Origin of the sequence: Ensifer sp. NM-2 (genome assembly GCF_003024455.1) — a bacterium.
In the GTDB taxonomy this organism is placed as follows: domain Bacteria; phylum Pseudomonadota; class Alphaproteobacteria; order Rhizobiales; family Rhizobiaceae; genus Ensifer; species Ensifer canadensis.
Genome location: NZ_PVZR01000001.1, coordinates 99,692 through 121,342, shown reverse-complemented (window position 1 = coordinate 121,342; position 21,651 = coordinate 99,692). Strand labels below are relative to the sequence as shown.

Sequence of the window (21,651 nt, the reverse complement as noted above, 5' to 3'; positions counted from 1 at the left end):
CGTTCCTAGCGATCAGGGCCGGATGCGTATCACCTGACCCTGTCTTCCAAATTGTCTCAAACAATGTACGCGATGCCGGATTTTGCCGGTGACGCGCGTCATTGCTGTGGCTTGCCAGCGCCGCCTTCGGCCCGGACCGGGACGGATCCACGGTACTTTTCGAGCATGATTGCGCGCTTCACTACACCCTCACCCGCCTGCCCTGCAAGCGTTGCGGCATGGATAAAAGCATTACTTCCCAAAAGGCCCTCCATTTCCGCCGCCGTGAAGGGGCGGAACGCGGGTATTTCCGTTTCATCTTCAACCACAAAGCTCATCGCCTTGCGGGCCTGGTCAATCTTGCGGACGCCGTCGGCTGCCGCATCACTCGCGTGGAAGACGGCGAGTGCCGCCAATCCACGAACTGCCTGCTCCGTCTTCGTCGCGCCGGAGATGAACTGGGCCGCCTTGCGCGCCATGTTCATCATTCCGGCAAGCTGCTCGACGAGCAGCCTGTCCACGTCATCGGCAAGCGTCGCATCGACCTTGACGTCGGCCTTCAAGGCCCGGGCGAAGAGCTTCTTCGCCATGGCCTTTTCGACCAGCGCCCGCTCCGCCTTGACCCAGCAGCCGCGCCCCGGAAGCTGACGCTTCAGATCGGGAACGATGCGGCCGTCGGGTCCGGCGACGAAGCGGATCAGATCGTCGGGCGAGCCACTCTCGCGCGTGACGATGCAAGTCCGGGTGCTGCCGCTCTTGTCCTTCGGACCGTTGTCCGAAGGCAGAACGTCAGCGTCAGTCGATGCGGTGGTCGCCATCAGGCGTCCTGTTCCGCGCCTTCGGCAACCTCGATCGCCTCATCTACTTCCTGCTCGACGGCGAGGTCGTCTTCCGTGATCCAGCCGGCAGCAAGGCGAGCCTGAACGATCATGGCTTCAGCGTCGGCACGCGAAACTTCGAACTTCGAGAACGTGCCCTCGAAGCGCTTGGTCTCGCCGTCCTTGCGTTCGCTCCAGCCAACCAGGTCGTCAGCGGCGCAACCGGCAAAGTCCTCGATGGTCTTGATGCCTTCCTCGCCGAGCGCGACCAGCATCGGGCTGGTCAGGCCATTGATCGTGCGCAGTTCGTCGGCAACGCCGAGTTCCTTGCGCTTGGCATCCATCTCAGCTTCCAGCCTGTCCAGGTACTCGCGGGCGCGGGTCTGGATTTCGGTAGCCGTTTCGTCGTCGAAGCCGTCGATCGAGGCAATTTCGTCGAGATCGACATAGGCAAGCTCCTCGACAGCCGCAAAGCCCTCGGAAGCCAGAACCTGACCGACCATCTCGTCGACGTCGAGCGAGTCCATGAACAGGTTGGTGCGCTCGTTGAATTCCTTCTGGCGACGTTCGCTTTCTTCCTGCTCGGTGAGGATGTCGATATCCCAGCCGGTCAGCTGCGAAGCGAGGCGAACGTTCTGGCCGCGGCGGCCGATGGCCAGCGACAGCTGCTCGTCCGGAACCACCACTTCGATGCGTTCCGCATCTTCGTCGAGAACGACCTTGGCGACTTCCGCCGGCTGCAGCGCGTTGACGATGAACGATGCCGGATCCTGCGACCACGGAATGATATCGATCTTTTCGCCCTGCAGTTCGCCGACGACGGCCTGAACGCGCGAACCGCGCATACCGACGCAGGCGCCGACCGGATCGATCGACGAGTCGTTCGAGATCACGGCGATCTTGGCGCGCGAGCCCGGATCGCGGGCAACCGACTTGATCTGGATGATGCCGTCGTAGATTTCAGGCACTTCCATGGTGAAGAGCTTGACCATGAACTGCGGATGCGTGCGCGACAGGAAGATCTGCGGGCCGCGCTGTTCGCGGCGAACGTCGTAGACGAAGGCGCGGACGCGGTCGCCGTAACGCATGTTTTCGCGCGGGATCATCTCGTCGCGACGGATGATGCCTTCGCCACGGCCGAGATCGACGATGACGTTGCCGTATTCGACGCGCTTGACGGTGCCGTTGACGATCTCGCCGACGCGATCCTTGAATTCGTCGAACTGGCGGTCACGCTCGGCTTCGCGAACCTTCTGCACGATGACCTGCTTGGCCGACTGGGCAGCGATACGGCCGAAATCCATCGGCGGCAGCGGGTCGGCAATGAAGTCGCCGAGCTTGGCGTCCGGGTTGCGGTCGCGGGCCAGTTCAAGCGGGATCTGGGTGGAATAGTCTTCCGCCTTCTCGACCACTTCCAGCAGACGCTGCAGGCGGATTTCGCCGGTCTTGGAATTGATGTCGGCACGGATGTTGGATTCCGAACCATAGCGGGAGCGCGCGGCCTTCTGGATCGCATCGGCCATCGCGGCCAGAACGATCTCGCGGTCGATCACCTTTTCGCGTGCCACTGCATCTGCGATCTGCAGAAGCTCGAGCCGGTTAGCACTGACTGCCATCTCATGTCTCCGTCTGGTTGCAGGGGGCCTCAAGCACCGCCCCGGCTTTTATTCGTCGATAGGTGAATCTTCGTCTTCAAAATTCTCGTTCGCGGCGCGCGCTGCCTTGGCCTTCTTGTCGGCCGTCAGGGCGTCGCGGATCAGGTCGTCGGTCAGGATCAACCGCGCCTCCGCAAGCGTGGTGAAAGGAATGGTAACCGTCGCTTCCTCGCCATAAGCAGGCTGATCGCGCTCGATCTGGAAACCATCCGCATCCACGGACACGATCTTGCCGCGGAAACGCTTGCGGCCTTCAACCAGCACCGAGGTCTCGCATTTCAGCAGGTGACCCTGCCAGCGGAAGAAATCGGACTTGCGCACCATCGGGCGATCGATGCCGGGCGACGACACTTCCAGATGATACGCCTTGTCGACCGGATCTTCCACATCGAGAACCGGGGAAATGGCCATCGAGATCGCTTCGCAATCTTCGACGGTCATGGTGCCGTCGTTGCGCTCGGCCATGATCTGCAGCGTCATGCCGTTCTGGCCGGACATGCGCACGCGTACCAGGCGATAGCCCATCGGCGTCAGCACCGGTTCGATGATGTCGGCGATGCGCTGATCAAGACCGGTCTCGGTGATCAGGCGGGGTTCAATTTCATTTTCAGCCGTTGTCGGATCGGACAAACGATGTCTCCTCATGGGACCGGCTAATAAAAAAGAGCGGGTCCTGACGGGCCCACTCTTCATCTACCGATCAAGAATTTGAGGCCCATATACGCCTCGTTGCCGCAAATTGCAAGGTGTTCGACCGGTGGTGGCCGAAGCCGCCAGATCGGGGCGGATGGCAGGCAATCGATGCGACGGCAAGTTTCAGCGGCTGGCACTTCGGCCTTCGAGGTTTATAACAGGCAACGAACCGCTTCGATATCGCAATCAAAAGACACGAGAGAGAAGACGAGGTGCCCACCCGTATTTCGCCACTGGCCCCCTTCAAGCACGACATCTTCCGCACCATCTGGATAGCAAGCCTCGCCTCCAACTTCGGCGGCCTCATCCAGTCGGTCGGCGCCGCCTGGCTGATGACCTCGATTTCCTCGTCGGCCAACATGGTTGCGCTGGTGCAGGCGTCGACCGCGCTTCCCATCATGATGTTCTCGCTGGTGTCCGGCGCGCTTGCCGACAATTTCGACCGGCGGCGGATCATGCTGGTGGCGCAGTGTTTCATGCTGACGGTGTCGGCGCTTCTGACCATCTGCGCCTATTTCGGCATCATTACGCCGTGGCTGCTCCTGCTCTTCACCTTCCTGATCGGCTGCGGCACGGCGCTCAACAACCCCTCCTGGCAGGCCTCGGTCGGCGACATGGTTCCGCGCGACGACCTGCCGGCGGCCGTGGCGCTGAACAGTATGGGCTTCAACATCACCCGCAGCGTCGGCCCGGCGATCGGCGGCGTGATCGTGGCGACGGCGGGTGCAGCGGCGGCCTTTGCCGCCAACTCGCTCAGCTACTTCGCCATCCTCTTTGCGCTGATGCGCTGGCGGCGCGAAGTGACCATGAGCCCACTGCCGCGCGAAACGCTCGGCCGGGCGATTACGGCAGGCCTGCGCTATGTCGTCATGTCGCCCAATATCGGCAAGGTGCTGGTGCGCGGTTTCCTCTTCGGCCTTTCGGCAAGCGCCATTCTCGCGCTTCTGCCGCTGGTGGCGCGCGATCTCGTCCAGGGCGGACCGCTCACCTACGGCCTGATGCTCGGCGCCTTCGGTCTCGGCGCGATCGGCGGCGCATTGCTGAGCGCAAGACTGCGCGAAATGATGTCGAGCGAAGCGATCGTTCGCCTGGCTTTTGGCGGCTTTGCCGTGAGCACGGTCGTCATTGCCTTCAGCCCCTATGCCTGGCTCAGCTGTCTCGTGCTCCTGGTCTCCGGCGCATCCTGGGTGCTGGCCCTGTCGCTGTTCAACACCACCGTCCAGCTTTCGGCTCCGCGCTGGGTGGTCGGCCGGGCGCTGTCGCTCTACCAGACCATGACCTTCGGCGGCATTGCCGGCGGCAGCTGGCTCTGGGGCACGACGGCCGAGCAATATGGTGCCACCAATGCGCTTGTTGTCTCCTGTCTGTTGATGCTGGCGGGTGCGGTCATCGGCCTGCGCCTGCCGCTGCCCGAGTTCAAGTCGCTCAACCTCGATCCGCTCAACCGCTTCAACGAGCCGCTGCTCGAGCTGGACCTGAAACCCCGCAGCGGCCCGATCGTCATCATGATCGATTACGAGATCGACGATGCCGACATACCGGAGTTTCTGGAGACCATGGCCGAACGGCGGCGCATCCGCATCCGCGACGGCGCCGGCCATTGGGCGCTGATGCGCGATCTGGAAATTCCGACCACCTGGACGGAAACCTACCATGTGCCGACCTGGGTGGAATATGTGCGCCATAACCAGCGCCGGACGCAAGCCGACGCCTCGGTCGGCGACAAGCTGACGGCGCTGCATCGCGGCGCAGCGCCACCGCGGGTGCATCGCATGATCGAGCGCCAGACGATCGTTCCGACGCATTACGAGCGCTACAAGCGGCAGGTGAACGTCGACATGCACTGAGGCGAAGCGCGCGCCTAGGATTGGGTAAACACGCCGGCAGCAGCAGACTTACCGGAGCTTCGCTTTCAACGTGGCGTCGGGAAAGCAGGTCGGCGCCAGGCCGTTCTTGGCCTGCCAGTCGCCGAGCGAGCGGCGCGTCTTGTAGCCGGCCAGACCATCGGCCTTGCCGACGTCGTAGCCCTTGGCAACCAGCGCCTTCTGCATCGCCAGGACATCGGAGCGCAGCATGTTGCCGACATCGCCCCAGGTGCCGCGGAAGGCACCGCCACCCGCGCCGATGCGATCGGCAAGGTTGCCAATGAACAGCGCATAGAGGTCCGAGTTGTTGTATTCCTTGAGCACATAGAAATTCGGCGTGACGATGAACTCCGGCCCATGAGTGCCGGCCGGAACCAACATCATCGACGGCGCCGAACGCTCATGCGACGGGAAGGCTTTTCCGGAAATGCGGGTGATGCCCTTGGCCGCCCAATCGGACATCGGCCGGGCAAGATCCGGACCTTCCTGTGCGCAGGAGACGCCGGCCGGGATCGACACTTCGAAGCCCCAGTCGCGGCCACGTTGCCAGCCCTTCTTGACGAGATAGTTGGCAATCGACGCCAAGCTGTCGGGAACAGAGTTCCAGATATCGCGGCGGCCGTCGCCGTCGAAATCGACGGCATATTGCAGGAAGCTCGACGGCATGAACTGCGGCTGACCCATGGCGCCGGCCCAGGAGCCGCGCATCGACACCTCTTCGACGTCGCCGCTGTCCAGAATATGCAAGGCCGCGATCAACTCGCGGCGGAACAGATCCGGCCGGGTCGACATGAAGGCCTTGGTCGCCAGGACATCGACGACCGGATAGGGAATTTTCGCGCGTCCGAAGCCGGATTCGCGGCCCCAGATCGCCACGACCACCGATGCCGGAACCCCATAGGTCTTTTCGATCCGCTTCAGGGTAGACGCGTGCGTCGAAGCAAGGCTTCGCCCCGTTGCCGCCAATCCCTGCAGCCGCTTTTCGGAGAAGTAGCTGCCGGGCGAGGAAAACTCCGCCTGGCTCTGCTTCTGCTCCTTCGGCTTGGGGAAGCCGGGTGGGGCCAGATCGGGCAGGTCCCAGTTCAGCTTTACGTCAGCAAATGCGGCCTTGAACGATCGCGCTGATACACCCGACTTCTCGGCTTCCGGCCAGAGATCGCGCTGCAGCCACTGGCGAAACTGGTTCTCGACATCCGCCTTGGAGGCAGCCTGGGCGAAGCCCGTGAAAACGCAGAACAACAATGTCGACAGTGATAGAAATCTCAGCATCCGGCTTCCCTATCGGTTGGATCGCGGGCGGTTGGGGCAAAAGCCCCGATCAATTCGAGGTGTCAGATCGAGGTGCGGGCGCGAAGGGCGGCCGCCAGCGTGCCCTCGTCGAGATAATCGAGTTCGCCGCCAACAGGCACGCCATGGGCAAGCCGCGTGATCTTCACCTCCATCCCCTCGAGCTGGTCGGTGATATAGTGGGCGGTAGTCTGGCCCTCGACCGTGGCGTTGACGGCGATGATCAGTTCGCGGACGCCGCCATTGGCAACGCGCTGCACCAGCCCCTTGATGTTGAGGTCGTCGGGGCCGACGCCGTCGAGCGGCGACAGCGTGCCGCCGAGCACGTGATAGGCGGCGTTCATCGCCGCGGCCCGTTCCAGCGCCCAGAGATCGGCGACATCCTCGACGACGATGATCACCGACTGGTCGCGGCGTTCATCCGCGCAGACCGTACAGGGATCGATCGTGTCGACATTGCCGCAGCACGAGCAGATGCGCACCTTGCGATGGGCCTCGCCCATGGCTTCCGCCAGGGGCCCAAGCAGCTGGTCCTTCTTCTTGACCAGATGCAGCGCCGCGCGCCGCGCCGAACGCGGCCCCAGCCCCGGCACCTTTGCCAGAAGCTGGATCAGTTTTTCGATTTCGGGACCGGTGACTCGCTTTGCCATGCGGCGCTTTTAGCCCATATCGCCGACAAACGGAATCGCCTTGCCGGAATATCACGCGGCTCCCGCCCTCCATTGCGCCGGAACTCACGGACGCATCGAAGCACGGCTCAACGGGTGGCGATGACGACGGCCGCCCCGGCGATGGTTCCGGCGCTGGCGCGGTTGGCGAGGCGAACGGCGCGCTTGCTCTTCAGGAGCTTGCGCGCATTGGCGGCCATGGTCACCCAGCCGAAATCGACCACGACCAGAACCACCAGCATCGTCGCAACCAGCTCCATCCAGCCGATCAAGGTGACCGAGCGCAGGTCGATGATCGAGGGCAGCAACGCGACGTAGAACATCATCACCTTGGGATTGCCGAGCGTCACCGTCAGGCCGGCAAAGAACAGCTTGGAGGGTGAGCGCGACTGCGGCAGGCTGTCGCCGGGCAGATCCGGTTCGGCCATCCACATTTTCCAGGCGAGATAGAGCAGGTAGGCGACGCCCAGCCACTTGATGGCAACGAACAGCAGATGGAAGCTTTCGGCAATCGCCGCCAGGCCGGCCACCGCAAATGACAGCCAGATGGCCTCGCCGATCCAGAGCGCCACAAGGAAGGGTAGAACGTCGCGCGCGCCCTTCGAAAGCACGCGGGCCACAAGGGCGGCGACGCTCGGGCCGGGCGAGCCGGCCGCAACCAGCAAGGCGCCGGCAAACATAAGCAGGGACGTCATGGTCATGCGCGATCCTCCTCGAGAGGCGGCAAATTACCATGCTTTGCCGTCGGCGCCAGCCTTCCGCCGCTGCGAAATTGCGTGCATCGAACATCAACACAATCTAATGTTGTTGTTCGGAGATGGAGGGTGCGATGAACGATACGACTTTCCGTTACGCCAAACCCAGCGAAGAGTGCGACCTCATCATGAAGGGTGGCATCACCTCCGGCGTGGTATTCCCGCGCGCCATCACTGAACTGGCAACCCGTTACCGCTTCATGCACATTGGCGGAACTTCGGCTGGCGCGATCGCCGCCGTGATGACGGCGGCCGCGGAGTACCGGCGGCAAACCGGCGCGACGGTGGAAGAGAAGAATGCCGGCTTTGCCCTCATCGACGGCATGCCTGGCGAGCTGGCGGCAAACCTTTCAACCTTCTTTCAGCCCTCTGCCGACACGGCCCCCCTCTTTCGCATCGGCATGGCCGCCATTCGCACCCAGCACAGCAGGGCCATGGCCTGCGCCTTGGAGACGCTGCGGGTCTTTGCCCTGCCGGCGTTGCTTGGCGCTGCACCCGGCATTTTGATCCTTATTGCAGGTGTGCTCGGCACCGGCGCCGCGACAATACTGCTCGGCATCGTCACCGCTTTGACCGGCGCAATCTTGATGATCCTCTATCAATTCTACCAGGCGGTAGCGGTGCTCTTGCCGGCCAACGATTTCGGTCTTTGCAGCGGCCTGACCCAGCCGGGCATGAAGAACCCGGCTTTCACCAACTGGATCTCCGAAAGAATAGAGGCGATAGCCGGTCCCCTCCGGCAGGATGGTTCGGACAGGCCGTTGACAATTGGCGACCTCGAGGCGCACGACATCACGCTTAGAAGCGTGACCACCGACCTCTCCTCGCGCCGTCCTTACGAGTTGCCATTCGGAGACCGGGTCCATAATTATCGCAAGTCGGAGTTCGAGGCGTTGTTTCCGTCCTCGATCATGGCGTACCTGCTCAAGGAGAGCAAACCACGCGACATCGTCGCGGCCGATGGGTCGAAGGACTTCTACCAGCTTCCGCCGGCAAACAAGCTGCCCGTGGCCATTCTCGCCCGGATGAGCCTGAGCTTTCCCGGGCTGATCCGTGCCGTGCCGCTTTACCGCTACGACTACTCGCTGAAAAGCAGCGCACGGCGCGATCCCGCTACGCACATCCGCTGTCTGTTTTCCGACGGTGGCATCACCAGCAACTTTCCGATTCACCTTTTTGACGGCCTTCTGCCTGGGCGACCGACCTTCGGCATCTCGCTTGCCAGTTATGATCAGCGGCGGCACGGCGATGACGCGGACGGGGCAAGCCGCGTCTATCTTCCGCGCAGGACGTCCGAAGGCAAGGTCGCGCCCATCTACCCGGTCGACGGGCTGTTCGGCTTTGTCGGTGCCATCCTCGACACGGCGCGCAATTGGCAGGACACGCTGCAGAGCCAGCTGCACGGTTACAGCGAGCGGATCGTCGAAGTCAGGCTCGACGACGACAAGGAGGGTGGGCTCAATCTGGATATGGATCGCGAAACCGTCGCCTATCTCAGCGCACTCGGCGGAAAGGCCGGCGAGACTCTTCTTAACGATTTCGACTTCAACGAACACCGTTGGCGTAGAGCGTTGACGATGCTGCCGACATTGGCGGAATCGCTCAGAAAGCTCTCGGCGCGCTACAATGCGCCGCCGACGGACAGCACCGCCGACTATCCAACGATCCTGACGAAATACGACCCGACCGGATTGGTGGGGTCGTCCAAGGCCGAACGCGCAGCGCTCAACGATTTCGCCTTCAAGCTCGCCGAGATCGGCGCGGCGCTCGATCAACGACCGATACCGCCGGCCTCTACACAGAAAGCCGATCTGCGCATCACCGCCAGCATGGACACCAATCCGCGCGGCGCCACTCCGGCGAAACCGATCGTTCCCGCACCGGCGCCCGACTCATAGAGTCGTTTCCGATTTGGACGGAACCGCACAAATGATCTATCTCTTTGTTTTTACGCATTTCCTGACGGAAAACCGCTTCGCACTTTTCCTGGAAATGGTCTAGCAGCGAAGAACGGCCGATCAGAACGGCAGCTTCATACCGGGCGGGATCGGCAGGCCGGCTGTGAGTTCGCGGGTCTTTTCGGCCTGGACGGCCTCGGCCTTGTCCTTGGCGTCCTTGTGGGCGGCGACGATCAGGTCTTCGAGGATCTCGACATCGTCTTCCTTGAACAGCGACGGGTCGATCTTCAGGCTCTTCAGAGTGCCCTTGCCATCGAGGCGGACGGTGACGAGGCCGCCACCGGAGACACCATCGACTTCGAGCGCAGCGATTTCCGCCTGCATCTTCTCCATCTTGGCCTGCATTTCCTTGACCTTGCCCATCATCCCCATGATGTCGCGCATCGTCGTCTCCTGTTCTCTAGAAATTTCCGGTCGTTCGTTCCGACCGACTATTCGATATCGTCGCCGGGGACGATATCGCCATCGGCAGATTCGGCTGTGGCCGGAGCTACGCTCTCGGCCTCTTCCTCCTCGACGGCGCGAATGCGCACGTCGGTGATCTTGGCGCCCGGGAAACGGGCGAGGATGGCAGCCACATCCGGATCCTGGCGCGCATCGCTGACACGCTTTTCCTGGGCCTGCTGTTCGGCTTCGATCATGGTCGGCTCGCCGGGGTCACGGCTGTAGCTGACGATCCAGTGAATGCCGGTCCATTCCTTGAGCTTGACGGCGAGTTCGCCGAGCAGCGTCTTCGGCGCATCATCCGGGACGTTGACGTCAAGCCGGCCGGGCTCGATGCGCACCAGCCGCACGAAGCCGCGCACCAGCGTCTTCAGCTTGATGTCTTTATTCTTGGCGCAGAGGTCGGCGATGTCGCTGACCGAATTGACCGGCACCGACGGCTGAGCCTTTGCTGAAGGCGCGGCTGCCGGCCGCTCCTCGGTGTGTCCGACGCTGATCGGCTGCGGGCTGACATCGGGAACCGCGCGCAACATCGTCGCGCCGTTGCCGGTCGGCCGTCCCATCGATGTCGACTGGGCCGCCTGCGCCTGCACGGGCGCGCCGACTGACGCCAGCATGCCGCCGCCACTTCCACCACCGGGCGCCGGACGGACGCTGCCATTGTCGCTGCCGGACAGTTCGAGCACGCGTCTCGCCGCGTCTTCGGGCGACGGAAGATGGGCCGCATGGGCAAGCCGGATCAGCACCATTTCGGCAGCACCGGCCGGGCGCGACGAACTTTCGGCTTCAGGAATGCCCTTCAGCAGCATCTGCCAGATGCGCGACAGCGTGCTGACGGCGACATTGCCGGCAAACTCCGCTCCGCGCGTCCGCTCGATCTCGCTCAGGGACTGATCGCTGGCCGCATCCGGCACGTATTTCAGCCGGGTGACGAGATGGGTGAAATCGGCAAGGTCGGTCAGAACCACCGTCGGGTTGGCGCCGGCCTCGTATTGTGCCGAAAATTCTGCGAGGGCTGCGGCAACGTCACCCCTGACGATATGTTCGAACAGATCGACGATGCGGGCGCGATCGGCAAGTCCGAGCATCGAACGCACCGTCTCGACCTCGACGGAACCGCCGCCATGGGCGATCGCCTGATCGAGCAGCGACAGGCCGTCACGGGCAGAGCCTTCGGCCGCACGCGCGACCATCGCCAGCGCTTCGGGATCGAAGGAAACGCCTTCCTTGCCGAGAATGGTCGAAAACAGGCCGACGAGGTCGGAGCCGCTGATGCGCCGAAGATCGAACCGCTGACAGCGCGACAGCACCGTGATCGGAACCTTGCGGATTTCGGTGGTGGCGAAGATGAACTTCACATGTTCCGGCGGCTCTTCCAGCGTCTTCAACAGACCGTTGAAGGCCTGCGTCGACAGCATGTGCACTTCGTCGATGATGTAGACTTTGTAGCGCGCCGAAACCGGGCGGTAGCGCACCTGCTCGATGATCTCTCTGATATCGTCGATGCCGGTATGGGAAGCGGCGTCCATCTCGATGACATCGACATGGCGGCCGTCCATGATCGCCTGGCAATGCTCGCCGAGAGCACGCAGGTCGATCGTCGGCCGATCGATTTCGGGTGTCTTGTAGTTCAGCGCACGGGCGAGAATGCGGGCGGTGGTGGTCTTGCCGACCCCGCGCACGCCGGTCAGCATATAGGCTTGAGCGATGCGGCCGGTTTCGAACGCGTTGGTCAGCGTGCGCACCATCGGCTCCTGGCCGACCATCAGGTCGGAGAAATCCTTGGGGCGATACTTGCGCGCCAGAACGCGGTAGGCGGCTGGTTTCTGTTCGGATGAAATGGACGTTTCGTCGCTCATCGACCCTGCCGCTGCTTGAACTCGTGTCCCGACAGGACGGATTTACGGCACCGCGCGTCGCATGGGATGCGTCTGGACGCCGCAACATTCTGTGATGCTGCCTGATTGCTGAGAGCTATCTCGATCTCAGCAATCAGGCAGGTGGGAGGCTGGCACGATGACCCGTGCCGGGCTCGTTAGGGCTGCTTCCTTCCGGACCTGACCCGGTTGGCGAGTGGCTCGTCCACCACCAACCTCCCGGCTCCCATATCGGCAATATCGCAACCAAATGCAAGCCAAGCCATCAAAAAACTGATATCGATATGCAAAACAAGGCGAATCCGCTCCCGGCACAAGGAGACCTTCTTGACGACATTCACCCTTGACGAGCGGCTTGAACGCGACGGCATCCCGATCGCCTCGATCGGCCTCTGCCAGATGCGCCTGATGAACGATCGCCGCTGGCCCTGGCTGGTCCTCATTCCCCAACGCGGGGACATTTCCGAGATCTTCGATCTCACGCCGCTCGACCAGACGATGCTGACTTTCGAAACCAATATGGTGGCGACCGCCTTGAAAAAGGTCACCGGTGCCGAGAAGATCAATATCGGCGCGCTCGGCAACATCGTCCGGCAGCTCCATGTGCATATCATCGCCCGCAGTGACGGCGACCCGAACTGGCCCGGACCCGTCTGGGGCTTCGGCAAGTCGGAGCCTTGGGGCGAGCAAGACCATCAGGCATTTGCAGCCCGCATTCTGGAAAATCTCTGAACATGACGAAATCGATCTTTGACCTTCGAAGCCCTCATCCGGAGCCGAGCACTCTCGTCGCCTTTTCCGAGAACCACCTGGATCGCCAGTCCGAGCACCGGGCCGACGACTGCATCGAAGTCGCGCTCAAACATCCGGGCGCCCATTTCCTCGCCTTTTCCGGACCGAAGCTGATCGTCAAACACGACGAGAAGATCATCGACCCGCTGTTTGCACCCTATGAGCTCGACGGGCTTGAGCCGGTGCTCGACGACACCATCCTGCTCGGCTACCTGCCGAACGGCGAGCCGCGGCTCGCCGTGCCGACCGGCCTTACCGAAGACAACATGGCCGAGCCGTTCAAGATCGCCGACGGACGCACGCTCTACCGCCAGCAGATGCTGCCGGAAGAACTTCTCGGCCAGTTCGCCCAAGGCTCGAGCCTCATCACATGGAACGCCAACAACCGCTTCTGCGGCCGTTGCGCCGGGCCGATGGAAGGCAAGGCCGGTGGCTATCGCCGCGTCTGCACAGCCTGCGGCCATATGGTTTTCCCGCGCACCGATCCCGTCGTCATCATGCTGACCATCGATCTGGAGCGTGATCTCTGCCTGCTCGGCCGCAGCCCGCATTTCACGGCCGGAATGTATTCGTGCCTCGCCGGCTTCGTCGAGCCGGGCGAAACCATCGAAAACGCCGTGCGCCGCGAAACCCACGAGGAATCCGGCATCCACATCGGCCGCGTGCGCTACCACGCCTCGCAGCCGTGGCCGCTGCCGCACTCGCTGATGATCGGCTGCTATGCCGAGGCGAAATCGACGGCGATCAAGCGCGACGAACAGGAGCTCGAGGATGTCCGCTGGTTCACCCGCGCCGAAACGGCAGCAATGCTGGAACGCACGACCGGCGTGGCCGATACCGGCGACGAGCATATTCCGCCGCCGAAGGGCGCCATTGCCCACCGGCTGATGCGCGACTGGCTGGCCTGGGACGAGCACGGCTGAGCACAGACCTGCCGATACGAGGAGACTTAAGGTGTCCCGCTCCGAACGGCTTCTCGACCTGCTGCAGGTTCTCAGACGCTACCGCCAGCCCGTCAGCGGACGGCGTCTGGCGGAGGAGACCGGCGTCAGCCTCAGAACGCTCTACCGCGATATCGCCAGCCTGCAGGCGCAGGGCGCCCATATCGAAGGCGAGCCGGGGCTCGGCTACATCCTGAAACCCGGCTTCATGCTGCCGCCAATGATGTTCTCGCAGGAGGAGATCGAGGCGCTGGTGCTCGGCTCACGCTGGGTGGCAAAACGCGCCGACACCCATCTGGCGGCGGCCGCCGCCGATGCGCTCGCCAAGATCGCCGCGGTGCTGCCGGCGGATCTGCGCGACGAGCTCGACGCCTCGACACTGCTCGTCGGGCCAAGCCCGCCGGTGGCCGACGGCATCGACATTGCATTGTTGCGCAAGGCGATACGCCACGAGCGCAAGCTCGACCTCGTCTATATCGACAACGACGGCAGCGAGACCCGCCGCACGGTCTGGCCGTTTGCCCTCGGCTTCTTCGAGAATGTTCGAGTTCTGGTTGCCTGGTGCGAGCTGCGCCAGGGCTTCAGGCATTTCCGGACCGACCGCATCAGGCAGGCTGACATGAGCGAGAGCCGCTATGCGCGCCGGCGGCAGGTGTTGCTTCGGGAATGGCGCACGACGCAGAATATTGCTGCGCCTGAAGGCAGGCGGGTCGGTTCGGCATAAGGCATAAAAACCGGAAATCGATGCTGACAGAAATTGGCAGTGGTGCGCGCTAATCTGCAACTCCCAAACAAGGAGACGGATTATGGCCAAGGCAAATCTCACTATTCTCTATGTCGAAGATCCGCTCGCAAGCGTCGAATTCTATCGCAAGCTGCTCGGCAAGGAGCCGCTCGTCTCCTTCCCGACCTTTTCGTCCTTCGAGCTGCAGGGCGGCTTCGTGCTCGGGCTTTGGGCACAGGATAAGGTGGCGCCACCACCGCCGTCGAAGACCGGCAGCCGCTCGGAATTGGCATTCATGGTGGAAAATGAGGAGGCGGTTCGCGCGCACTATGAAAAATGGAAGGACGCTGGCCTGCCGATTGCGCAGGAACTGACGAAGATGGATTTCGGACCGACCTTCGTGGCGCTTGACCCGGATGGACACCGCCTGCGCGTGTGCCTTTTTGACGAGTAGCGCCAGTTTGACGCGCGGCGCTGTAGTGCATTGCGCGTATCCCGCCAGCTTGGGTGGCGGGATACGGCGAATTGTGCTGATTAGCGGCCGTAAACGGCGGCCTGGATCTGCGAACGGGAAATACCGATATCGCTCAGGGCGTGGTCATCCAGCGAATTCAGCTCGCGGATCGCACGGCGCATTTTTGCATATTCAACGATCTTCTGACGGATCTTCATTTTTAACACTCCATATGTGAACGAGTGTCAAATAGGCATTTGCACATTGTTTAGGTACCGCCGCGATTGCAGATTAGGCATGCACCAGACGCGTAGCGAGTTAACGCATTGGTAAGCCTGATCTGCAGTGCGGCCGGAGCCGCCAGAGCGTCTCCGGTTTAGACGGGTCGTAGAAACGCTCTGTCTCTGAGATGCTTAAAGCACACCACGCATCGGATGCGCCTTGTAGGTGCCGAGAATGCGGACCTTCTCCGAGAAGAAGCGCAGCTCCTCCATCGCATGGCGCACCGACGTGTCGTCCGGATGACCTTCGATGTCGGCGTAGAACTGCGTGGCCACGAACTTGCCGCCGAGCTGGTAGCTCTCGAGCTTCGTCATGTTGATGCCGTTGGTGGCAAAGCCGCCCATCGCCTTGTAGAGCGCGGCCGGAATGTTGCGCACGTTGAACACAAAGGTGGTGATGATCAGTTCGTCATCGGCGCTGCGGGAGAGCATCTGCTCGTCACGCGACAGCACGACGAAGCGAGTCACGTTGCTTTCGGTGTCCTCGACATTTTCGGCAACGATCTCGAGGCCGTAGAGGTCGGCGGCAAGCCGCGGCGCGAGCGCCGCCATCGAGCGATCACCCTGCTCCGACACCAGCTTGGCGGCTCCTGCGGTATCGCCGGCAACCACCGGCTTCCAGCCATTGGCGCGCACGATCTTGCGGCACTGACCGAGCGCATGGATGTGGCTGTGAACGGTGCGGATTTCGTCGCGCGTCACGCCCGGCAGCACCATCAGCTGGAAGCGGATCGGCATGAAATATTCGCCGACGATATGCAGCCGCGATTCGGGTAGCAGGTGGTGGATGTCGGCAACACGGCCGGCGATGGTGTTTTCGATCGGGATCATCGCGAGATCCGCCTCGCCATTCTCGACCGCCACGAAGGCGTCTTCGAAGGTCTGGCAGGGAAGCGGCTCCATCGACGGAAACATGTCGCGGCAGGCCATGTCGGAATTGGCGCCGTAATCGCCCTGGAAGGAGATCCTGTTGGTCTTCGTGGTCACACTGTCTTCCTTCTCAGGCTTTTTCGGAAAGGATGCGGCGGGCTTTTTCGAGCTCGACCGGAGTGTCGACGCCGAGCGGTACGGTGTCGACGATTTCGACATCGATGCGCATGCCAGCTTCAAGCGCGCGCAATTGCTCAAGCGATTCGCGCTTTTCCAGCGTCGACGGCTTCAGAGCGACGAATTTTTCGAGCGCCTGGCGGCGGTAGGCATAAAGCCCGATGTGGTGGTAGAGCGGGCCCTGTCCGTAGGGCGCGGTCGCGCGGGTAAAATAGAGAGCGCGCAGGCGCGTCGCCGACAGCGGCGAGCCGACGATCTTGACGATGTTGGGGCTCTTCTTCTCTTCCTCGTCGGTGATCGCCACCGTCAAGGTGGCGATATCGGTCGAGGCATTTTCGACAAGCGGCCTCAGCGAGGCACGGATAGGAGCCGGCTCGATCGTCGGCAGATCGCCCTGCACGTTGATGACGAACTGCGCCTCACTGTCCGGATCGGCCTTCGACAGCGCCTCATAGATCCGGTCGGAACCGGACTGATGGTCGACCCGCGTCATGATCGCCTCGAAACCGGCGTCGCGCACGACATCGAAAACACGCGGGTCGTCGACGGCGACGACGACCCGTCCGACATCGGCTTCCGCCGCGCGCTTGGCAACCTGGACGATCATCGGCAGGCCGCAGATATCGGCGAGCGGCTTGCCCGGCAGACGCGTGGAGGCCATGCGCGCCGGAATGAGCACGATGGCTTTGCCTGAATTTTCGCGATTCATGATGTGGCCTTCAAAAACCCCGCCCAAAGTGTCAAAAAGTCTCAGTTGGGGGCCCATAATCTCTGTTGCAACGCAGAGCCAAAAGACATAGGTTCCGCGCGATTTCAAGATGGGCCGGGTTTTTGTTTACGCCGGTGGCAAAGGGAGCGTTTGCAGATGAACTCATATGTGAACATGGGCGTGGGTGCCTTTCTGGGTACGGTTTTCGTTCTGATGTCCGTATCCATTGCGTCGGAAGGCATTTTCCATTCCGAGGCTCCCGAGAAGGAAGGCTTCGCGATCGTTGCCGAAGAAGGCACGGCCGAAGCTGGCGGCGGCGCCCAGGAAGCGGCTGAAGTCGACATCAAGCCCTTGCTCCTCAAGGCAGACGCTGCAGCCGGCGGAACCGTGTTCAAGAAATGCGCAAGCTGTCACACCGTGGATAAGGGAGGGGCCAACAAGGTCGGCCCCAACCTGTGGGGTGTCGTCAACCGCCCGATCGCCTCGCACGAAGGTTTCAGCTACTCGGCTGGCATGAAGACCTTCTCCGAAGGCAGCAAGGTCGTCTGGGACTACGACCACCTCAGCTTCTTCATCGAAGCGCCGAAGAAGCACGTTCCGGGCACCGCTATGGGCTTTGCCGGCGTGAAGAAGCCTGACGAACGCGCCAACCTGATCGCATATCTCCGCGAACAGGCCGATGCTCCGGCCGCTCTCCCGGATGCAGCGGCCGCAGAAGCTGCTCCGGCTGCCGCTACCGAAGGTGCTGCCGAGAAGCCGGCCGAAGCGCCCGCAACGGAAGCCAAGCCGGCCGAAGGCCAGGCTGCGCCGGCTCAATAAGCCCCAAGCTCCGTTACGATCGAATTTCGCAAAGCCCGGCCATCGCGCCGGGCTTTTTGCTGTCTTCACCGGACCCGCCGGTCACATCAGGATGTAGGCCCAGACCGAAACGCTGGCGACACCCAGCGCTGTGGTCAGCGTGATGGTCGAGGACGCCAGCGCATGGCCGACGTTGAAATGATTGGCGATCAGCCATGCGTTGACGCCGGTCGGCACCGCCGAGGTCAGCACAAGCGCGGTCGTCCAGTTGTCGTTGAGGCCGAGCAGGTGGCAGGCGGCAAAGACGACGCCCGGCAGAACCACAAGCTTCAACAGGCTCGTCACCGTCGCCAGCCCGAGATTGCCGACAAGACCATATTTGTCGAGCGCCATGCCGATCGAAACCAGCGCCGCCGGCGCGGCAATGGCGGCAAGCTGATCGACGACGCTCTTGACCGGACCGTCGAGCGGCTGGCCAAGCAGATGGAAAGCGGCACCGAAGGCAAGGCCTATGACCAGCGGATTGCGCAGCAGGTTGCGGGCAACGCCGCCCAGGAGCTTCAGCGGGCTTTGGCCCGGCTTGCCGCTTACCCTGCGTTCGGCGCGCTCCATCAGCACGGTGCCCGCGATCATCATCACCGGCAGGTGCACCGACAGCAGGATCGACAGCGCGACGATCCCCTCCTCGCCGACGATGCGGGAGACCAGCGGCAAGCCGATGAAGACGGTGTTGGCGAAGGCCGAGGAAACACCGGCCAGCACGCCCATGCGCGCATCGCGGCCAAAGGCGAGCGTCGCCGCCAGATGGCCGATGGTCCAGGTGACGGCGACGCCTGAGAAATAGGCAACCCAGAGCGGCCAGGGCGAGCCGTCCTTGAAATCCGCCTCGGCGATTGTGCGAAACAGGAGAACAGGCACCGCGACGCGGAAAACGAAATCACCGAGCGCGTCGCCAACGGTCGGTTTCAGGTAGCCGAGCCTGACGATCAGCCAACCGGTGAGGATCAGGATGAAGATGGGCAGAACATTCTGGAAAATATCGGACATGCGTGAGCCTTGGGAACGGTCCGATAGAGATAGACCCGTTCCGGCGACCGCCGCAAGGTTGCAGGACCGGATCCACGCCCCTGACGAAGCCGTCGACCAAGGTAAAAAAGACCGGAACATTCGCTTGTCCGGGGCGTTCCCGAACAGCAGTGGGAAAACGACCATGCCAACAGAAAAGCCCATCTACTCCCATAAGGACGACGATCCTCATCTGAAGGATGACGATCTGGCGGGCAAGGTTCTGCGCTTCATCCGCTACGCCACCTTCGTCGACACCACCGATATCTCAGTGATCGTGCTCGGCGAAATGGTCGTGCTGTCGGGCCAGGTCCCAAGCGATTCCGATGTTGCCTGCGCCGGCGACGCGGCGAGATCGGTAATCGGCGTCACCAGCGTCGAGAACCGCCTGACGGTGAAGCCGGGCAAACATTCATGATCTGCTTGCTTGACCGCAAGCGGTTGTTGTTGGCAGCTTGGGCTGGTAAATGGAGACGGCGCCAACCACAACGCGCGCGATTTCCTATGGAGACCGGAATGGGGACGCCTGAGTCAGCAACCAAGTAAGCCGCAACAACACTCCCAATCGTTGTTGCGGCGTCTGTCCGGTCATTTCACACTACCGATAAGAAGGCAGAGCGCCGCTGAATGTCATTCATTTGAGCGGATGTTCAATCGTGCCCAATCATAAATCATCAACCTGGAACTATTCAGTGCCGGCAGCGCTGTTGCTGATGGCCCCCTTCGACATTCTCGCCTCCCTGGCGATGGATATCTATCTGCCGGTCGTGCCTGTCATGCCGGGCATTCTCGCCACGACGCCAGCGATCATCCAGCTGACGTTAAGCCTCTACATGACCATTCTCGGCGTCGGCCAGATCGTCTTCGGGCCCATCTCCGATCGCATCGGTCGGCGTCCGGTCGTCATCTGTGGGGCGCTGCTGTTTGCGGTCGCATCGCTGCTGATGGCCGCCACCGTGTCGGCCCCCGCCTTCCTCGCCCTTCGCCTGCTGCAGGCGATCGGCGCCTCGGCAGCGCTCGTTGCCACCTTTGCCACTGTCCGCGATGTCTATGCAGACCGGCCCGAAGGCGTGACCATCTACGGCCTCTTCAGCGCGATGCTCGCCTTCGTGCCGGCCCTCGGCCCGATCGCCGGCGCGCTGCTTGCCGATCGCTTCGGCTGGCGGGCGATCTTCCTGGCACTCGGCCTACTCGCCATCGCGGCCATGGCGAATACGATACCGCGATGGCGGGAAACCAGGCCAACCGGCACCGAAGGCGAGAGAAGATCCTTCGGCCCGATCCTGCGCAACGGAGCGTTCTGGACCTACACGCTCGGCTTCAGCGCCGCGATGGCCTCGTTCTTCGTGTTCTTCTCGACAGCACCACGCGTGCTCATCGATCGAGCTGATTATTCCGAACTCGCCTTCAGCCTGGTCTTTGCGACGGCGGCCCTTGTGATGATCGTCACGACCCGTTTTGCCAAACGCTTCGTGGCGCTCTGGGGCATCACCGGCAGCCTTGCCCGCGGGATGGCGCTGCTCATCCTCGGCGCGGTGCTGCTCGTCGTCGGCCAGAGCGTCGCCGCACCGTCGTTCTGGACCTTCATCCTGCCGATGTGGGTCATCGCCGTCGGCATCGTCTTCACCGGTTCGGTCACCCCCAATGGAGCCCTCCAGGCTTTCGGCCATGTGGCAGGAACGGCGGTCGCGCTCTACTTCTGCATTCAGAGCCTGATTGTCGGGGTGCTCGGCACCCTGGCTGTGGTTCTGCTTGGTGGAGATACCGCATTTCCATTAGCCGGCTATTCAATGACAATGGCGATCGTCACGCTGGTCGCGCTCGGTGTGCTGGCGAGGCAACGCCCGGCGGAAGCCTGATCCGATGAACCTGCCACAGGGCGTATCGACCATCTCGGCACGCCCTGCGGCACCCCTTGTTTACCCCCCGACAGCGCTGGCAAAGCGAATGCGAGTACAAGGCGTGCACATCGACAACGATTGCCTCTTGACCTCGCCCCAGGGGCAAGCCTCACAGTCAGATCCATGAGCGAATCTTATCTCCTTGCGGGCCGTTTTGGCGCCGCCACACGACTGTCACCAAAGGCGCTGCGGCTTTATGCCGAGCAGGGCCTGCTGGTGCCCGCCTATACCGATCCGACGACGGGCTATCGCTACTATGCGCCGGAGCAGGCCGCCCGGGCACGGCTTATCGCGCGCCTTCGACGCCTTGGCCTGTCGGTGGCGCGCGTCGCGCAATTGGTGGAACTGGATGCGCAGAGCCGCCTTATCGAATTGCGGTCCTGGCTGGACGCTCAAAACGAGCGGCTGAGCGAGCAGACCGAGCTGGTGGAGGCGATCGCGCGGCAGACGGACGGCGGTGATGCCGACCTAATCTCGGCGATTGCCGTACGCGAGGTGGCAGCCTGCAAGCTGATCTCCTGCCAACGTCAGCTCGATATCGAGGCGCTTGATGCATTCCTGGCAACCGCCCAGGCGGAGATCCGTGGTTACCTGCGCCATTGCGGGATTGCCAGCGACGGCGCCATGACCGTGCATTTCCATGAAACCGTTAGCCGCGACAGCGAGGGACTGGTGGAAGTCGCCATCGCCTATGAAGGCGGCATCGAGCCGGTCGACGACCTGCGCATCCGCCTTCAGGCCGCGCGGCGAGAGGTCTTTCTGCCGGTGCCGGCGGCTTGTGAAAACTTCCCGCTGATCTTGCGCGTCTACGACGCCATCGAAACCTGGCTGGATGCGCGAACCGACATCAACAGCAGCGGCAGCCCCTACGAAATCTACCCCGGCAGCAACGGCGCGTCCTTCGATGTCGCCTACCCCATAATGTTTCCGTCTTAGGCGG

Annotated in this window: 22 protein-coding genes and 1 other RNA gene; 10 read left to right on the top strand and 13 right to left on the bottom strand. The window is 62.5% G+C overall.

The features are described 5' to 3' along the window. Nucleotides 1–98: 98 nt before the first annotated feature. The 3 genes from C6558_RS00600 to rimP are packed head-to-tail and all read right to left on the bottom strand — an operon-like array spanning nucleotide 99 to nucleotide 3,097. A complete protein-coding gene (locus C6558_RS00600) occupies nucleotides 99–797 on the bottom strand; it encodes an RNA-binding protein (RefSeq protein ID WP_025425488.1) in 699 nt (232 codons plus the stop codon). Beyond that, nucleotides 797–2,413: a transcription termination factor NusA gene (nusA, locus tag C6558_RS00595; protein ID WP_025425487.1), complete on the bottom strand. Its 1,617-nt coding sequence runs from the start codon at nucleotides 2,411–2,413 to the stop codon at nucleotides 797–799. Before nusA ends, C6558_RS00600 begins: the two co-directional genes overlap by 1 nt. A 48-nt stretch (nucleotides 2,414–2,461) precedes the next feature. Beyond that, nucleotides 2,462–3,097: a ribosome maturation factor RimP gene (gene rimP, locus C6558_RS00590; RefSeq protein WP_081788827.1), complete on the bottom strand. Its 636-nt coding sequence runs from the start codon at nucleotides 3,095–3,097 to the stop codon at nucleotides 2,462–2,464. A 260-nt stretch (nucleotides 3,098–3,357) separates the two neighbouring features. Between rimP and C6558_RS00585 the strand changes: the two genes are divergently transcribed. Beyond that, nucleotides 3,358–4,992, top strand: coding sequence for an MFS transporter (locus C6558_RS00585; RefSeq protein ID WP_038575795.1), 1,635 nt, complete (start codon nucleotides 3,358–3,360; stop codon nucleotides 4,990–4,992). Between the two features lie 48 nt (nucleotides 4,993–5,040). Here the strand turns inward: C6558_RS00585 and C6558_RS00580 are convergent, their stop codons facing one another. The 3 genes from C6558_RS00580 to C6558_RS00570 form a co-directional block, all read right to left on the bottom strand. After that, complete coding sequence (locus tag C6558_RS00580) at nucleotides 5,041–6,279, bottom strand: lytic murein transglycosylase (RefSeq protein ID WP_025425484.1); 1,239 nt, start codon at nucleotides 6,277–6,279, stop codon at nucleotides 5,041–5,043. A gap of 62 nt (nucleotides 6,280–6,341) precedes the next feature. Next, nucleotides 6,342–6,947 (bottom strand): recombination mediator RecR, encoded by a 606-nt coding sequence (gene recR / locus C6558_RS00575; RefSeq protein ID WP_025425483.1) that lies wholly within the window; start codon nucleotides 6,945–6,947, stop codon nucleotides 6,342–6,344. A 107-nt stretch (nucleotides 6,948–7,054) separates the two neighbouring features. Continuing rightward, the gene (locus C6558_RS00570) at nucleotides 7,055–7,666 is read right to left on the bottom strand and encodes a LysE family translocator (protein ID WP_025425482.1); all 612 of its coding nucleotides are present in this window, start codon (nucleotides 7,664–7,666) and stop codon (nucleotides 7,055–7,057) included. A 128-nt stretch (nucleotides 7,667–7,794) separates the two neighbouring features. Here C6558_RS00570 and C6558_RS00565 point away from each other — a divergent pair, with 128 nt between their 5' ends. Beyond that, nucleotides 7,795–9,618 carry a patatin-like phospholipase family protein gene (locus C6558_RS00565; RefSeq protein WP_025425481.1) on the top strand — a complete coding sequence of 608 codons (1,824 nt, stop codon included), beginning with the start codon at nucleotides 7,795–7,797 and terminating at the stop codon, nucleotides 9,616–9,618. Between the two features lie 120 nt (nucleotides 9,619–9,738). On the opposite strand, the gene C6558_RS00560 is transcribed toward C6558_RS00565, so the two are convergent. The 3 genes from C6558_RS00560 to ffs form a co-directional block, all read right to left on the bottom strand. Beyond that, nucleotides 9,739–10,062, bottom strand: coding sequence for a YbaB/EbfC family nucleoid-associated protein (locus C6558_RS00560; protein WP_025425480.1), 324 nt, complete (start codon nucleotides 10,060–10,062; stop codon nucleotides 9,739–9,741). Nucleotides 10,063–10,109: 47 nt separating this feature from the next. Beyond that, entirely contained in the window at nucleotides 10,110–11,981 is a 1,872-nt protein-coding gene (locus tag C6558_RS00555; protein WP_025425479.1) for a DNA polymerase III subunit gamma/tau, read from the bottom strand. Nucleotides 11,982–12,122: 141 nt separating this feature from the next. After that, nucleotides 12,123–12,219, bottom strand: an RNA gene (gene ffs / locus C6558_RS00550) — signal recognition particle sRNA small type. Between the two features lie 107 nt (nucleotides 12,220–12,326). Here ffs and C6558_RS00545 point away from each other — a divergent pair. The 4 genes from C6558_RS00545 to C6558_RS00530 all read left to right on the top strand — a co-directional run bounded on the left by C6558_RS00545 (nucleotide 12,327) and on the right by C6558_RS00530 (nucleotide 14,910). Then, nucleotides 12,327–12,731, top strand: a complete 405-nt coding sequence (locus C6558_RS00545; RefSeq protein WP_025425478.1) for an HIT domain-containing protein — start codon at nucleotides 12,327–12,329, stop codon at nucleotides 12,729–12,731. 2 nt (nucleotides 12,732–12,733) lie between these two features. Next, a complete protein-coding gene (gene nudC, locus C6558_RS00540; protein ID WP_025425477.1) occupies nucleotides 12,734–13,714 on the top strand; it encodes an NAD(+) diphosphatase in 981 nt (326 codons plus the stop codon). A gap of 31 nt (nucleotides 13,715–13,745) precedes the next feature. After that, nucleotides 13,746–14,456 carry a YafY family protein gene (locus C6558_RS00535; protein ID WP_025425476.1) on the top strand — a complete coding sequence of 237 codons (711 nt, stop codon included), beginning with the start codon at nucleotides 13,746–13,748 and terminating at the stop codon, nucleotides 14,454–14,456. Between the two features lie 82 nt (nucleotides 14,457–14,538). After that, the gene (locus tag C6558_RS00530; protein ID WP_025425475.1) at nucleotides 14,539–14,910 is read left to right on the top strand and encodes a VOC family protein; all 372 of its coding nucleotides are present in this window, start codon (nucleotides 14,539–14,541) and stop codon (nucleotides 14,908–14,910) included. An 80-nt stretch (nucleotides 14,911–14,990) separates the two neighbouring features. Here C6558_RS00530 and C6558_RS00525 read toward each other — a convergent pair whose 3' ends face one another. The 3 genes from C6558_RS00525 to C6558_RS00515 all read right to left on the bottom strand — a co-directional run bounded on the left by C6558_RS00525 (nucleotide 14,991) and on the right by C6558_RS00515 (nucleotide 16,947). Beyond that, on the bottom strand, nucleotides 14,991–15,128 hold the full coding sequence (locus C6558_RS00525) for a DUF1127 domain-containing protein (RefSeq protein WP_065784874.1): 138 nt from the start codon (nucleotides 15,126–15,128) through the stop codon (nucleotides 14,991–14,993). A 195-nt stretch (nucleotides 15,129–15,323) separates the two neighbouring features. After that, on the bottom strand, nucleotides 15,324–16,178 hold the full coding sequence (locus tag C6558_RS00520; RefSeq protein WP_025425474.1) for a prephenate dehydratase: 855 nt from the start codon (nucleotides 16,176–16,178) through the stop codon (nucleotides 15,324–15,326). A 13-nt stretch (nucleotides 16,179–16,191) separates the two neighbouring features. Then, the gene (locus tag C6558_RS00515) at nucleotides 16,192–16,947 is read right to left on the bottom strand and encodes a 3-deoxy-manno-octulosonate cytidylyltransferase (RefSeq protein ID WP_025425473.1); all 756 of its coding nucleotides are present in this window, start codon (nucleotides 16,945–16,947) and stop codon (nucleotides 16,192–16,194) included. A 156-nt stretch (nucleotides 16,948–17,103) separates the two neighbouring features. Between C6558_RS00515 and C6558_RS00510 the strand changes: the two genes are divergently transcribed. After that, entirely contained in the window at nucleotides 17,104–17,766 is a 663-nt protein-coding gene (locus tag C6558_RS00510; RefSeq protein WP_038575793.1) for a cytochrome c family protein, read from the top strand. A gap of 81 nt (nucleotides 17,767–17,847) precedes the next feature. Here the strand turns inward: C6558_RS00510 and C6558_RS00505 are convergent, their stop codons facing one another. Continuing rightward, nucleotides 17,848–18,792: an AEC family transporter gene (locus tag C6558_RS00505; protein ID WP_025425472.1), complete on the bottom strand. Its 945-nt coding sequence runs from the start codon at nucleotides 18,790–18,792 to the stop codon at nucleotides 17,848–17,850. A 163-nt stretch (nucleotides 18,793–18,955) separates the two neighbouring features. On the opposite strand from C6558_RS00505, the gene C6558_RS00500 reads away from it, so the two are divergent. The 3 genes from C6558_RS00500 to C6558_RS00490 all read left to right on the top strand — a co-directional run bounded on the left by C6558_RS00500 (nucleotide 18,956) and on the right by C6558_RS00490 (nucleotide 21,647). Further along, nucleotides 18,956–19,228, top strand: a complete 273-nt coding sequence (locus tag C6558_RS00500; RefSeq protein ID WP_025425471.1) for a BON domain-containing protein — start codon at nucleotides 18,956–18,958, stop codon at nucleotides 19,226–19,228. 238 nt (nucleotides 19,229–19,466) lie between these two features. Further along, complete coding sequence (gene cml, locus C6558_RS00495; RefSeq protein WP_057212536.1) at nucleotides 19,467–20,669, top strand: CmlA/FloR family chloramphenicol efflux MFS transporter; 1,203 nt, start codon at nucleotides 19,467–19,469, stop codon at nucleotides 20,667–20,669. Between the two features lie 165 nt (nucleotides 20,670–20,834). After that, nucleotides 20,835–21,647: a MerR family transcriptional regulator gene (locus C6558_RS00490; RefSeq protein WP_025425469.1), complete on the top strand. Its 813-nt coding sequence runs from the start codon at nucleotides 20,835–20,837 to the stop codon at nucleotides 21,645–21,647. Nucleotides 21,648–21,651 lie beyond the last annotated feature (4 nt).

Coding starts and splice junctions, on each gene's coding strand:
- C6558_RS00570 (WP_025425482.1), bottom strand. CDS start 7,666: ATGACCATGACGTCCCTGCTTATGTTTGCCGGCGCCTTGCTGGTTGCG.
- C6558_RS00530 (WP_025425475.1), top strand. CDS start 14,539: ATGGCCAAGGCAAATCTCACTATTCTCTATGTCGAAGATCCGCTCGCA.
- rimP (WP_081788827.1), bottom strand. CDS start 3,097: ATGAGGAGACATCGTTTGTCCGATCCGACAACGGCTGAAAATGAAATT.
- C6558_RS00565 (WP_025425481.1), top strand. CDS start 7,795: ATGAACGATACGACTTTCCGTTACGCCAAACCCAGCGAAGAGTGCGAC.
- C6558_RS00500 (WP_025425471.1), top strand. CDS start 18,956: ATGCCAACAGAAAAGCCCATCTACTCCCATAAGGACGACGATCCTCAT.
- nusA (WP_025425487.1), bottom strand. CDS start 2,413: ATGGCAGTCAGTGCTAACCGGCTCGAGCTTCTGCAGATCGCAGATGCA.
- C6558_RS00515 (WP_025425473.1), bottom strand. CDS start 16,947: ATGAATCGCGAAAATTCAGGCAAAGCCATCGTGCTCATTCCGGCGCGC.
- C6558_RS00600 (WP_025425488.1), bottom strand. CDS start 797: ATGGCGACCACCGCATCGACTGACGCTGACGTTCTGCCTTCGGACAAC.
- C6558_RS00505 (WP_025425472.1), bottom strand. CDS start 18,792: ATGTCCGATATTTTCCAGAATGTTCTGCCCATCTTCATCCTGATCCTC.
- recR (WP_025425483.1), bottom strand. CDS start 6,947: ATGGCAAAGCGAGTCACCGGTCCCGAAATCGAAAAACTGATCCAGCTT.
- C6558_RS00580 (WP_025425484.1), bottom strand. CDS start 6,279: ATGCTGAGATTTCTATCACTGTCGACATTGTTGTTCTGCGTTTTCACG.
- C6558_RS00555 (WP_025425479.1), bottom strand. CDS start 11,981: ATGAGCGACGAAACGTCCATTTCATCCGAACAGAAACCAGCCGCCTAC.
- C6558_RS00490 (WP_025425469.1), top strand. CDS start 20,835: ATGAGCGAATCTTATCTCCTTGCGGGCCGTTTTGGCGCCGCCACACGA.
- C6558_RS00560 (WP_025425480.1), bottom strand. CDS start 10,062: ATGCGCGACATCATGGGGATGATGGGCAAGGTCAAGGAAATGCAGGCC.
- C6558_RS00525 (WP_065784874.1), bottom strand. CDS start 15,128: ATGAAGATCCGTCAGAAGATCGTTGAATATGCAAAAATGCGCCGTGCG.
- nudC (WP_025425477.1), top strand. CDS start 12,734: ATGACGAAATCGATCTTTGACCTTCGAAGCCCTCATCCGGAGCCGAGC.
- C6558_RS00510 (WP_038575793.1), top strand. CDS start 17,104: ATGAACTCATATGTGAACATGGGCGTGGGTGCCTTTCTGGGTACGGTT.